This window comes from Frankia sp. AgB1.9 (assembly GCF_016786355.1).
GTDB lineage: Bacteria > Actinomycetota > Actinomycetes > Frankiales > Frankiaceae > Pseudofrankia.
In genome coordinates, this window is the sequence record NZ_JADWYX010000034.1 from 40,767 (window position 1) to 53,207 (window position 12,441).

The 12,441-nt window shown below is 68.9% G+C and carries 12 protein-coding genes; 4 read left to right on the forward strand and 8 right to left on the reverse strand.

The window, feature by feature from the left end:
- Positions 1 to 81: 81 nt before the first annotated feature.
- Positions 82 to 1,584, reverse strand: coding sequence for an alpha/beta hydrolase domain-containing protein (locus tag I6A60_RS15660; protein WP_203023101.1), 1,503 nt, complete (start codon positions 1,582 to 1,584; stop codon positions 82 to 84).
- Between the two features lie 602 nt (positions 1,585 to 2,186).
- Here I6A60_RS15660 and panD point away from each other — a divergent pair.
- Entirely contained in the window at positions 2,187 to 2,633 is a 447-nt protein-coding gene (gene panD, locus I6A60_RS15670) for an aspartate 1-decarboxylase (RefSeq protein ID WP_203023102.1), read from the forward strand.
- A 179-nt stretch (positions 2,634 to 2,812) separates the two neighbouring features.
- Here the strand turns inward: panD and I6A60_RS15675 are convergent, their stop codons facing one another.
- Both I6A60_RS15675 and I6A60_RS15680 read right to left on the reverse strand, forming a co-directional pair.
- Complete coding sequence (locus I6A60_RS15675) at positions 2,813 to 3,013, reverse strand: hypothetical protein (protein WP_203023103.1); 201 nt, start codon at positions 3,011 to 3,013, stop codon at positions 2,813 to 2,815.
- Positions 3,014 to 3,144: 131 nt separating this feature from the next.
- Complete coding sequence (locus I6A60_RS15680) at positions 3,145 to 3,966, reverse strand: MarR family transcriptional regulator (protein ID WP_203023104.1); 822 nt, start codon at positions 3,964 to 3,966, stop codon at positions 3,145 to 3,147.
- Between the two features lie 140 nt (positions 3,967 to 4,106).
- Between I6A60_RS15680 and I6A60_RS15685 the strand changes: the two genes are divergently transcribed.
- On the forward strand, positions 4,107 to 4,400 hold the full coding sequence (locus tag I6A60_RS15685) for a DUF167 domain-containing protein (RefSeq protein ID WP_307873700.1): 294 nt from the start codon (positions 4,107 to 4,109) through the stop codon (positions 4,398 to 4,400).
- A gap of 63 nt (positions 4,401 to 4,463) precedes the next feature.
- Here I6A60_RS15685 and I6A60_RS15690 read toward each other — a convergent pair whose 3' ends face one another.
- Entirely contained in the window at positions 4,464 to 5,510 is a 1,047-nt protein-coding gene (locus I6A60_RS15690) for a helix-turn-helix transcriptional regulator (RefSeq protein ID WP_307873701.1), read from the reverse strand.
- A gap of 72 nt (positions 5,511 to 5,582) precedes the next feature.
- On the opposite strand from I6A60_RS15690, the gene I6A60_RS15695 reads away from it, so the two are divergent.
- Both I6A60_RS15695 and I6A60_RS15700 read left to right on the forward strand, forming a co-directional pair.
- Entirely contained in the window at positions 5,583 to 6,200 is a 618-nt protein-coding gene (locus I6A60_RS15695; protein ID WP_203023107.1) for a YbhB/YbcL family Raf kinase inhibitor-like protein, read from the forward strand.
- Between the two features lie 140 nt (positions 6,201 to 6,340).
- A complete protein-coding gene (locus tag I6A60_RS15700; RefSeq protein ID WP_238435514.1) occupies positions 6,341 to 6,694 on the forward strand; it encodes a GNAT family N-acetyltransferase in 354 nt (117 codons plus the stop codon).
- A 58-nt stretch (positions 6,695 to 6,752) separates the two neighbouring features.
- Here the strand turns inward: I6A60_RS15700 and I6A60_RS15705 are convergent, their stop codons facing one another.
- The 4 genes from I6A60_RS15705 to I6A60_RS15720 all read right to left on the reverse strand — a co-directional run bounded on the left by I6A60_RS15705 (position 6,753) and on the right by I6A60_RS15720 (position 11,907).
- A complete protein-coding gene (locus I6A60_RS15705; RefSeq protein WP_203023108.1) occupies positions 6,753 to 7,964 on the reverse strand; it encodes a cytochrome P450 in 1,212 nt (403 codons plus the stop codon).
- Positions 7,965 to 8,045: 81 nt separating this feature from the next.
- Positions 8,046 to 9,272 (reverse strand): ABC transporter substrate-binding protein, encoded by a 1,227-nt coding sequence (locus I6A60_RS15710; RefSeq protein ID WP_238435515.1) that lies wholly within the window; start codon positions 9,270 to 9,272, stop codon positions 8,046 to 8,048.
- A gap of 254 nt (positions 9,273 to 9,526) precedes the next feature.
- Complete coding sequence (locus I6A60_RS15715) at positions 9,527 to 11,104, reverse strand: acyl-CoA synthetase (protein ID WP_203023110.1); 1,578 nt, start codon at positions 11,102 to 11,104, stop codon at positions 9,527 to 9,529.
- A gap of 143 nt (positions 11,105 to 11,247) precedes the next feature.
- A complete protein-coding gene (locus I6A60_RS15720) occupies positions 11,248 to 11,907 on the reverse strand; it encodes a TetR/AcrR family transcriptional regulator (protein ID WP_203023111.1) in 660 nt (219 codons plus the stop codon).
- Positions 11,908 to 12,441 lie beyond the last annotated feature (534 nt).

Genomic DNA, 12,441 nt, shown 5'->3' on the forward strand with positions numbered 1-12,441 from the left:
GGGTGGCCATGCACGTCGGCAGCGGGAGGACGTGCTGGAGCGGGACGCGCCGACGCGCCCGGCTCCAGCACGTTCCGCCTCCTACCCTCCGATCCGCGAACGCGCCGCGGCGTTCACCAGCTCCGCCGCGTCAGCGGGGCGCAGGTAGCCGTGGGCAACGCCGGACACCGCCGCCTTGCTCCACTGCGCGACGAAGGCGCCGTGGTTCTTGTAGAGGCCAGCGATCTGGTCGGCACTGAATGGCACGGTCGTTCCGAACAGAATGCAGGTCGCGGGAGAGTTCCCGATCCCGCCGAGCGCCGCGATGGGCGCGTCGACCTGCGGGGACCGCACGCCACCGAGCGTGTTGCCGTTGACGTCCTTGGCGAATACCACCGGCGACGCGCTCGTTGTCTGCAAGGGTTGCCCGCGCGGCGGTTCCACCCGGTTCGTTACCCACTGGTTCAACCAGTAGACGGCCGCGTCGAGCACCCAGTGCGCTCCACCGGTGTTGACCGCCAGGTCGCACACGCCGGCCGACGTGTTGGTCGGCGGGTTCTGCATGGCGGCGAGGCTCTGAACCGCGCCCTGCCCGTCACCGGTGTCGGCGGGTCCGATCTGCAGCCCGTAGTCGTCGAAGTGCGCCGTGCCCGTGACCTCCCACGTGCGGAACCGTTTCGTGTCAGGCTGGCGCGCGGCGAGGTTGCTGAAAACGACGTCCGTCTCGGTCTGGAAGACGAAGACGGGGACGGTGAGGTCGTCGCGGATCAGGGCCGTCGCGGGCGCGGGCACGATGGGTGTCGCGGCGGGCGGGGCCACCTGCGAGAGGGCTGAACCGGTGGCGGCGCGGCTGTGCACGAGGAACCCGTCGTAGACCCGCGCGAGCGGGTGTACCGCGTCGATGTAGGTGATCAGTCGGGCCGCCGACTGTGACTCGCCGGCGGCGATCAGCTCGCGCGGCTTCAGACCGCCCAGCATCTGCGCGGAGTTGTCGCGGACCGCCCGGCCGGCCTGCGAATAGATGTCGTACGAGTAGCTGTCACCGGGATGGGACAGCGGCGCGTAGCGCACGGGGTTCCCCGGCAGCAGCGTCGGGTTGCCGCCCTTGGCGGTGTTGACGCCGATCCACTGCGCCGTGACACCAACCCAGGCGAAACCTTCCCGGACCAGCTCGTTGTGAGTCATCGTCCAGTCCGGCGCGGCGTCGACGCCGCCACTGACGTTGAGCCACTCGACGATGACGGTGCCGTTGAATTTCTTGGGGTCGATGGGCCGCCGGACGACCGCTCGGGTCGTATAAGGCGCGGTTCCGTTCGGCGTCACCGACCATTTGCCGTCGCTGGTCAGCGGGTTGGCGGATGTGTAGCTGCTCGCGTTGCCGGAGAGGAAGAACTCCGACTCCCGGTAGCCGATGGTGGCCAGGTCGAAGTTTGTCGAGAACATGAACTCGGACGGAGTGCCCCCCGCGACCGGGCCGCTCACGGTCGGGCTCGGCCCTGCGGCTGACGCCGCGGCCGTGCCGAACAAGGCGACCGGCACCACGGCGAGCGCCGTCGCCAACGAAGTGAGAATCACTGATAAGACGACCCGACGACGTTTCCTCATCCGACCGCGCTCCTTGGTTGTGCTGCATGTACCGAGAGCGGCGACGACCAACGCGGGATGGCCGGTGCTGCCGTTGCCACTCGCGAACGAAACGTGGATGAAACGGAACCGTAAGATGTCACGCCGCGACTGTCAAGACATGACATGAGTGGCACGTCGTGCCATCCAATGTCGCGCGGGGCGACAGCGAGACCCGGTTGCGGAACGGCTGACACGCTCGGCATCAAGCCCGAGATCGTCATCGTCAACGGCAGCGGCAGCGGCGCAAAGCCTCGGCCACCCCATCGCTGCCACCGGTGCCCGCATGTCGTCACCATGACCGGCGAACTATGCCGCCGCGGCGCCACCCACGGCTGTGTCTCGATGTGCGCCAGCGGCGGCACGGCCACAGAAATGATCATCGAGGTGATCTGAAACGATCACGTCGGCACGGATGCAGCATCACGCCGGTCACACGGCGCGCTACCGGCAAGTCGCAGCGGCTACTGTGCGGTGGCGCTCTACCGCCACGATGTGCGGCTGGACGAGGGCGCCTCAATCCATTAACCCACCGGTAGGTATAGAGCACGGCAGCGCAACGCCTCACCCAGGGAGCCATCCCCGTGTACCGAACCTTGCTGTCAAGCAAGATCCATCGCGCCACGGTCACCCACGCGGACCTGCACTACGTCGGTTCAATCTCGATCGACGAGGAACTAATGATCGCGGCGGACCTGGTCGAAGGCGAACAGGTCCAGGTCGTCGACATCAACAACGGCGCTCGCCTGACCACCTACGCCATCGCGGCCACCCTCGGATCGGGTGTCGTCGGCATGAACGGCGCGGCCGCCCGCCTCGTCGCCCCGGGCGACCTGGTAATCATCATGGCGTTTCGCCAGGTCGACGAGCGCGAGGTCCGCACGTTCCATCCGCGGGTCGTACACGTGGACACCCGCAACCGCGTCGTCGACCTTGGCACCGACCCGTCGGCCCCCGCGCCCGGTGCCCATGACCAACTCTCCGGCGCCCTCGCCACACCGGGCTGGGGCCTCGGTCCCGCGGGCTCCTGAGCCAATGTTGCGCATGCCTCACTAGTCCGTCTGTCGGCCTCCGGGCCACGGCCGGCCGCTATATCGGCGGGCCGGGTCCGCTACGCGCCGGGCGCGGCCCTGTTCCGCCTCCTGCTGGCCTGCCTGCTGCTGGGAAATGCCGACCACACAGGGTGACGCGTGGCTGGCGTCTGCGGCTGTTACGCCGGTGGTGTGGCGTCGCCGGGTTGTCCGCGTAGTTCGGTGAGGTTGGCCTCGCTGTCTCGGATCAGGTCGTGGGCTGGTCCGAGGACACGGGTGGCATCGGTGATGAGGGCCTGCCAGAGTTCGATGGCGCGGGCGGTGTCGCCGGTTTCGGCGGTCCAGAGCGCGATCTCGAAGCGGCCTCGACTGCGAACCACCTGGTTAGCGTGACCAGCCGCGACGCCAGGACCGTCAACGAATGTGACGCCAACCCCCTTGCGACACGGGCGGTATTGCAGCCGAAAAAATCTTGCAGACGACTGGCCTGGTCAGAGCGGCCGCTTTCCGTTTACCAGTCCTGGTCGGCGAGTAGCAGTTTGGCGAGTGGTTCGAGGGCGGTCGCGAGGTCGTCGAGTTCGTCGGGCTTGAGGCTCTCGTACGGTTTCGCGGCGAGGTCGTCGGTGAGCTGTTCGACTCGCTGCTTGATGGCGCGGCCCGTTTCGCTGAGCCAACCGTCGTCTCCGATCAGGTCGCGATCGCGCATCCCGTCGATCACGGCGGCGAGCTGCGCTGGGGGGAGGTGGTGGATCCGTCCGAACTTCTGCGCGGGCATGCCCATGTCGAGGGCGAGCAGGACGTGAGCCTCCAGGCCGCCGACCCCTTCGGTCATCAGGGCGGCGATGTGCCCGTCGCCGCGGTGCTCGCGCAGCATGGAAGCCGCATGGAAGAGGCGAGCCACCACGTCATCGGGGATCGGGATCGCGCGCAGCGCGGCGTACATGGGCCGGCCCTCGAACGGTGCGCTGGTCGCGGCCCTGAGCAACAGTTCGGCGGCCCGTGCGAAGGTGGGCGAGTCGACGTGATCGGCGAGGATCCGCCGCAACGCCTTCACGCAACCCGTCTGACGAGCGGCGATCGCCGCTTCGGGCGTGGTCGTGTCCCACACCTTCGGGATGTGGCGCGCGACCTCGCCGGGAGCGAAGTTGTAGAAGAGCGCGTCGACCACCTCCGCCGGGACGAGACCCAGGGGCGCCGCCCGTCCGGCGAAGTAGGTATCCCAGTAGTTGGTGAACCCCAGGGCGAACATCGCCTCATTGGGTTCGTCGGCCGCGTAGGGGATGACACCGATCGGCTCGACCAGTTCGAACATCCGGCGTGCCGTCGAGTTCATGGCCTGATCCTCCTGCTGTCCAGCGCGTCTTGCGGACACTCACGATCACTTAGACCCTTGGGTCCCGCGAAACTCATCGAAGTCCTGGCGCGGCGGTGGCGCGTTCCCGGCCGGGGGCTGCACCGTCGACGATGGGGTGCGTGCGGGTGACGATCAGAGTGCGACCAGGGGCCAGCAGGACCGCCGTCGGCGGTGAGCTGGGCGGCCCGGACGGTGAGCCGAGCCTGGTGGTGCGTGTCTCAGCGCGGGCGGTCGACGGGAAGGCGACCGAGGCGGCCCTGCGCGCACTCGCTGACGCGCTCGGCCTGCGCCGTGCCGATGTGTCCCTCGTACACGGCGCCACGAGCCGCACGAAACTCGTGGAGATCGTCACGTCGCCGGCCGACGAGCCCGCGCTACGCGACCGCCTGACCGCCCTGCGCCAGCGCCGTTGACCAGCGCATACCGCCAACCAGTCGCCCGAACCGGGCGGTACGCGCCGGCGCCCGGCAGTTGCATCACAAGGTCGAACTTCGGCCGCGAGGCCCGCGCGCCGAACTTGTACGGCCCGCCTCGTCGAGCTGGTGGGTCAGGTTTCTGGCCTGCTGGGTGACCCAGTCGGCTGCTGGCTCCTGGGTGAAACGGCGTGGCCTGCCGGTCATGATCTGGCCGCGGTCCGTGATCAGCCCGCGCAGCGCGCGGTCGGTCGCCGCGTCGACCGGAGTGATGGCGAACAGGCGCTGGTGGGAGCCGTCAAAGGTGGCGAGAATGTCATAGGCAACGGTCATCTCACCGGCCACCGGGTGACGGATGCGCTTGACGCCATGGGAGCGCTCCTTCACCGTGTGGTCATCCCACCAGGCGGCGAATTCGACGCTGTCCCGGCGCAGGCGCGCGACGACTGCCCCGAGCCGCGCGTCATCGCGGTGACGCGCGAGATCGGCGCGCAGGTTCCCGACGGTCTCCCGCGCGATACGTGTCCAGTCGAGCTGCCTTTCCCGGGTCCTCGGGTCCAGGAAAAGCTGGTAGGCATTGTTGGCCGCCTCGCCGATGCCGAAATCCTCACCGAACAGCGCCGCCGCGGCGGCGTTGCGGGCGAGGACGTCGCAGCGGAAGTCCATGAGGTAGGCGGGCACCAGCGGCATACGGTCAAGCAGGGTCAGCAGCGAGCCGCTGCCCGGGGTGGGCACATCCGCGTCGATCGGTTCCTCGCCGCGGCCGATCAGGTGCAGGTGGCGGCGCTCGGACGGCGACAGGAGCAAAGCGCGGGCGATCGCGTCGAGCACCTCGGCGCCCGGGGTGCCCACGTGACCCTGTTCCAGTCGGATGTACCAGTCGACGCTGACCGTCGCCAGCTGCGCGACCTCCTGCCGCCGCAGGCCCGGCGTGCGGCGACGGTCGCCGGAGGGCAGGCCCACGTCCTCCGGCCGCAGCTGTGCCCGCTTCGCGCGCAGGAACCGCGCCAGTTCCGGGCGTCGCATCGTTCGCCGGTGCGCCATGTCCCCATGATCGACCTCCGTCGGGACAGGTTCCAGCGGCGACCCTGGTATTCCGGATGCCAGCATGCGCGACGCCTTCCCGAGCCCGCGCCGGCGCCCGCATCGTGGTCCGCGCACACCACCGAGCGGGAGGCACCGATGAGATCACCGGTTCGCGTCGCGACTGCTGTCGCGCTCGCGGCACTCTGCGCCGCGGGAATGGTCACCACGGCCGCCGCGGCCCCAAGCCCCGCTCACACTGACGGCTACGGGTACACGGTCGTCCGCCGCGACATCCCGGACAAGGCGGTCCGTTTCCTGGCCAGCAGCCCGGACGTACGCGACGGCGGCGCACTCCCGGCCAGCCATTGGGCGAACGGATTCGGCTGCGACGCCCCCAACCAGCCCGTGCGGCTTACCTGGACCGGGGCACCGGCGGGTACCCGCGGCTACGCGGTCACCATGTTCGACCCGGACGCACCCACCGGGTCCGGCTTCTGGCACTGGCTGATCTGGGACATTCCGGCCACCGCCAGACAGCTCGGCCCGACGCCGCCGCCCGGCGCGGTGTCCGGCACCGACGACGCGGGCGTCGCCGGCTATCTCGGGCCCTGCCCGCCTGCCGGCGACATCGCCCACCGCTACCAGCTCACCGTGTACGCCCTGGACATTCCCACCCTCGGCTTGCCGGGCGCCACGCCGCCCGCGATCGTGGCCTTTACCCTGTCCAGCCATGTCCTCGGCTACGCCCGTATCACCGCCATGGTCCAGCGGTAAGGGGGTTCCGACCTGTAGTCAGCTACGACAAGCCGGGCGCCGCAGACCCTCGGCGCAGGACCAGGCGCGCTCGTGCCAGTGCAGCCCGCCTGGTCGGCGGCCTTGACCTTTGAGTCGGGTCGAAGGTTACGGTCCCGGCTATGGCCCACCGCGCTGCCGCGGGACGGGTCGACGATCGCCTCAGCCATGACGGCTTCACCCTGTGGGAGGTTGACGGGGAGCCGGTCTCCGTGGCGGGAATTACCCGTCCGGTGGGTGGGATGGCACGTATCGCGCCCGTGTACACGCCTTCAGGTCTCCGGCGAACGGGCTATGCGGGGGCTGTCACGGCGGCGGTGAGCCAGGCCGCGCTGGACGGGGGAACGCAGGAGGTTCTGCTGTTCGCCGATCTAGCTAATCCGACAAGCAACGGCGTGTATCAACGGCTCGGTTTCGAGCCTGTTGAAGACCGTGTCACGCTGCTGTTCGCGCCAGCACCCACGCCCGGGAAATGACAGAAAGCCGTGATCGGGCAGCGGTCCGGAGCAGGATCGGCGAGGCCGCGGCCCCCTGTCAGGCGGGGATGAGGCGGACCGGCATCGAGGTGACGCCGTTGACGAAGTTGGAGCGGAGCCGGCTGGGTGGGCGCAGGGGTTCGACCCGGCGTACTCGGGCGGCCAGGGTGCGGTACATCAGCTCGATCTCGAGCATGGCGAGGTGGCGCCCGAGGCAGAAGTGTGGGCCGCCGCCGCCGAAGCCGAGGTGGGGGTTCGGGCTTCTGCCGATGTCGAACGTGTACGGGTCCTCGAAGACGGACTCGTCGAAGTTCGCGGAGGCGTAGAAGATGACGACCTTGTCGTTCTCGCGGATGAGCTCGCCGCCGAGTTCGACATCGCGGGTGGCCGTGCGGCGGAACCCGTTGACCGGGCTGACCCAGCGGACGATCTCGTCCGCGGCCTGGGGGGCGAGGTCGGGGTCCGCGCGGAGCCGTTCCCACTGGTCGGGGTGGTCGATCATCGCCTGCATGCCGCCGGCGATGGCATTGCGCGTCGTCTCGTTGCCGGCGAACATCAGCAGGAGGAAGAACAGGTCGAACTCCAGCTCGGAGAGTTCCTCGCCCTCGTCGTCCCTGGCGATCAGGCGGCTGACGATGTCGTCGGCGGGGCAGGCTCGTTTGGCCGCGCCGAGGTCGTTCGCGTAGGAGTAGGCCTCAATGACGGCGACCGCCGCGTCGCCGTTCTGGTCCATCCGCCCATCGGTCGCGGAGGCGAGCCGGTTCGACCAGTCGAAAAGCTTGTGCCGGTCCTCGATCGGCACACCCATCAGCTCGGCGATGACGATCAGCGGAAGGTCGGCCGCGCAGAGATCGATGAAGTCACCCGTGCCGACGGCCAGCGCCGAGTCGACGATCGTGTCGCAGGCGTCCTGAAGGCGCTCGGCCATGCGGCTGACCACCTTCGGGGTGAAGCCCCGGTTCACCAGGCTGCGCAGGCGGCTGTGCTCCGGCGGGTCCATGTTGAGCATCATCAGCCGTTGCTGGGCGTGCTGTTCCTCGGTCATCTCGGCCAGGATCGCGGTGCACCGGCTCGACGAGAACAGCTCCGGGCTGCGTGAAACCCGCATCACGTCCGCATGCCGGGTGACAGCCCAAAGGCCGTCCGGCCGCTCGTGGTCGGGGTGGCGGAACACGGGAGCCTGCGCGCGCAGCACGCGGAAGTCGTCATGCGGAATGCCGGACTCATAGCGGACCGGGTCATAGACGTCGATGGTCGGCAGCACGGACATGCGGTCCTCCGGGCGGGGCGGACGGGCGGCGGGCGAGGTACCGGGCCCGGCCGAACTGACTGGCCGGGCCCGGTACGTGGGTCAGGACGCCTTGGCGATGGCGCCGCACTGGAGAGCGGGAGCGCTCCATTTGCCGTTGGTCAGGTGGGCGAGGGTTTCGCACGGTGCTGGTGCGATGTGGTTGAGCGGCCAGCGGGTTTCGGGCACGGCCGCGGCGACGTAGTTCGTGTAGTCGGTGTTGAGGGTCTTCAGGAAGGTGTCGACCGTGAGGTTCTGGCCGGTCTTCTCGAGTGCTTTGACGAGCATGTCGGCGGACCAGTAGCCGGCCATCGAGGTGAGGCTGAGCGCGGTGCCGGGGGCGTACTTCTCGAAGTCGGCGGCCATCTGCGCGACGGCGGGGATGTCGGTGGCGAAGCCGCCCTGCCACTGCAGGAGTGCGTAGGTGCCTTCGAGCTCGGGCACGGTCGAGACGCGTGGGTCGTAGATGGGCGAGACGAGCGCGCCCTTGAAGCCGGCGGCCTTGAGGGATCCGGACAGCTTGACCGCGTCGCCGAACTGGGCGACGTAGAAGACGACGGCGGGGGGTTTGCCGGAGTCGGCGGTCATGACGGCGTTGACGATCGCGGTGGCGTCGGTCAGGCCGGACACCGGAATGGTCGACTTGTTATAAACGATCTTGAAGCCGGCTGACTGGAGGCCCTGGCCGACGGTGATGATTCCCTGTCGGGCGGCGTCGTTGTCGAGGCCGATCAGTGCGGCGGTCTTGGCGGTGCCCGCCGGGAGGGCGTTGGCGATGGTCAGTGCGCCGCCGGTGTCGTAGGCCCGCGGGTCGCCGGTCTTGGGGGTCTGGCAGCCGGTGATGCCGAAGCCGATGGCGTTGCCGCAGAAGCCGGTGTTGTTGCCCCAGCCGAAGAACGGCATCTCGGCGGTGCAGAACGCGTCGATGTAGCTGCCGTTGGTGGTCCCGACCAGGGTGGCGAAGGCCTGGTCCTGTTGGACGATGGCCTTGGCCTGGTCGGCGTCGCGGCCTGGGTCGGCGCCGTCGTCGCGGGTGCTGGCGAGGTCGAACTGGCGTCCGGCGACGCCGCCGGCGGCGTTCGCCGCGTCGAGGCGGATCTTGGCGCCGGTGGGGAAGTCGCCGAACGCGACCCCGCCGGGGCTGGTGACGGTGGCGAGTGAGCCGATCTTTATCGAGGTCGCGGTGATACCGCGGTTCGGATCCGGCGCCTTGGAGCCGCAGGCGAGTTTGGCGGGATCGACGGTGACGTTGGTCTGGCTCCAGCCGTGGTCCGGCCCGAGCTTGCTCAACGCCGGATTGACCGTGACCGTGCCGGAACCCGCGCCGCCGCTCGAACTGGTGGAGCAACCAGCTACACCGACGGCGCAGGCGACGGATAAGACCAGAGCAACCCGGCCGGGATGCCTCATATCGGTATCTCCTTCAGCAGCCGGACCGGCCTTGGGGACGGTCCTGGGGAACGGAATGGGGTCAAGTCACATCCACAATGAGATACTTGATACAATATACGTTCGCGAACGTGGCGACTGGACGAGGACCGGGATCAGAGCCGCGGCGTCGGGACGGCCGGCTGATCAGTGCGCGGAGCGAGGTATTCGGCGCGCAGCGCCGCCGTCGCGAGTTTGCCGGTGGGCATACGTGGCAGCTCTGGGCGGAAGGTGATGACCCGGGGGACCTTGTAGCCGGCGAGGCTGGCCCGGGCGTGACGGCGCAGCTCGTCGGCGAGCTCCGGGGTGCCCGTATCGGCGTCGACGGGCTGGATGACCGCGTGTACGTACTCGCCCATCTCGTGGTCGGGCAGTCCGAAGACGGCGACATCGGCGACCAGCGGGTGCGTGATGAGCGCGGCCTCGATCTCGGCCGGGTAGATGTTCACCCCGCCCGAGATGATGGTGAAGTTCTTTCGGCCGGTCAGATAGAGGTACCCCTCGCCGTCCAGATAGCCGAGATCGCCGCAGGTCGTCCAGTTGGCGTGGTCGGGGTGGCGGCTGTCCTTCGTCTTTCCAGGGTCCCGGTGGTATTCGAACGGCGGCTCGTCGCGTTCGAAGTACAGCAGTCCCGCCTCGCCGGTCGGCAGCTCCCGTCCGGCCTCGTCGCAGATGTGCGGCGTCCCGATCAGGGGACGGCCGACGGAGCCCGGGTGCGCCAGCCAGTCGGCGGACCCGATGTAGGTCAGGCCGCACCCCTCGGTCCCCGAGTAGTACTCGTCCACTACCGGACCGAGCCAGTCGATCGTCGCGCGCTTCACGTCCGCCGGGCAGGGACCCGCGGCGTGCACGAGGCGGCGCAGGCTCGACAGGTCGTATTTCGAGCGGACGTCGGCCGGCAGTTTCAGCAGCCTCACCAGCATGGTCGGCACCACCTGGACGTGGGTTATCCGCTCCCGTTCCAGGACGGCGAGCATGCCCTCGGCGTCGAACTTCTCCATGACGACCAGCGTCGCCCCCAGCTGGTGGACGCCGGCCGACCACTGAAGGCCCGCCGCGTGGTACAGGGGAGTGGGGCACAGGTAGATCGTGTTCTCGTCCATCCCGAACAGGAAACGGCCCATCGTCGCGATACCGCCGCCGGACGGCTGGGCGACCGACTCGCCGGACAATGGGCGCCGGATCCCTTTGGGCCGGCCCGTCGTCCCCGAGGAATAGAGCATGACCTCGCCGCGGGGCTCGTCGGCCAACGGCTGAGCGGTCTGCGTGGCGAGAGCCGCCTCGTACGGTTCGAACCCTGCCTGCGCGCCGTCCATCATCAGCCGCACGCCGCAGCCGGCCGGGCTCAACTTCGCGACCTCCGCCGCCGTCGCGGCGAGGTGGCTGGTGGTGATCAGCGCCTTCGCCTCTGAGTCGGCCACGAGGTAGGCCGCCTCGCTCGGCGACAGATGCCAGTTGATCGCGGTCAGGTACAGGCCCGAGCGCAGCGCGGCCCACACGACCTCGAGATACCGCGGGTGGTTCTCGGCCATGAGCGCGACGGTGTCGCCCTGGTTGAACCCGCGTGCGCGCAGCAGCCGCGCGAGGCGCAGGGAACGCTCGTTCAGCTCGCGGTAGGTCACCGTCTCACCGGTGCCCGCCATCACCACGGCGGCCCTGTCGGGGCGAGTGGTCGCGTGAGATCCGGGATACAAGTCTGAACTCCTCGTCCGCCACGCCTGGGTCCTGAGATCGACGCCGATGAGCGTGCCGTGCGCCGTGGGGGGCCGGCGATCCGGACGTTACCCCGATGCCCGGATTTTCTGCAACAGATCGAAGCAGAAAACTGAGGGGCGTCCTAGCCGGTGGACCGCTCGGTCCCGCCGGCCCCGGGGGCGGCCGGGCCCACGCCGGCGGCGGCTTTGATCAGGCGTATGAGCCTGCGGGTGAACGCCTCGTCGATGGGAATCCTGGTCACGCACAGCCGCGTCGTGAACGCGGACATCAGGCATTCGACGAGCATCGAGACATCCGCGTCGGGGTCGATCTCGCCCCGGGCGACGGCCCGCTCGAACGGGAGCCGCAGGAACGCCATCTCCTGGCTCGCGAGCCGCAGGCCACCGGTCAGGACGTCGTCGTTCGCGGTGGCTCTCGTCCTGATCAGGGCGATGGTCGTGGGATGGTTGAAGAGCAGGAGCAGGCCCTCGCGGAGCTTCTCTAGGTCTCGCTCCCAGCTGCCCTCGTCGGGGCGCGGAAGCGCGGCGGACTCCGCGGCGATCAGCACGTCGCGCACGAGGTCGGCCTTGCTGGACCACTGCCGGTAGAGCGTGGTCTTGTGGACGCCGGCGGCCGCGGCGACGTCGTCGAGCCGCAGCGCCTCGTAGCCGGAGGTCGCGAGCATCGAACGGACCGCGCCGAACACGTCGCGGCGCACCCGTTCGGACAGCCCGCGCGGCCGGCCCCGGCCGCGGCCGGTCGGCGCGCGGCCGTCCTCGGGATCAAGGTTGGTCTCCGTCATGTCCGTCCCAGTCACGGTAGTCGTCGCCGCACCATGCCACCCTGCACCGTCGCGGCGATCAACCGGTGTCTACGTGCCTGGGGGACAGGTGGCATGCCATAGACCGCGAAGGTCGGAGAAGGATCTCCGTCTCGTCGCCTGCTCGTCAACGGGCTCAGGTCTGCCTCCGACGGCGAGATCATCTGCCTCTTGGTATGCCAAGTGGCGATCGGCGGTCGGAGCCGCCCCGGCGACCAGGGCTCGAGATCGCGACCATTCTCCCTGGTAGCAAGGCACTAGTGGGCTGCCTGAGCCCCGTAACGAAGTCGGACGGCAGCGTTCATTCGATCGCAACATTTGGAAGATTGTATGCCTGATGTCGGGAACGTTCGGAACGACAACAGGCAACTCGATCTCCTCGGAGGGCAGCAGATGAAGATCGATTCCTAGGCGCAGGTTGCCTTGGCGTGAGTCGAGTCGGGCCCAACGGTGCCCGCCGCGACAGCTGTTGTGGTGCCGCGATCCGTAACGAAGAGCTCATGGGCCGGCGCGACG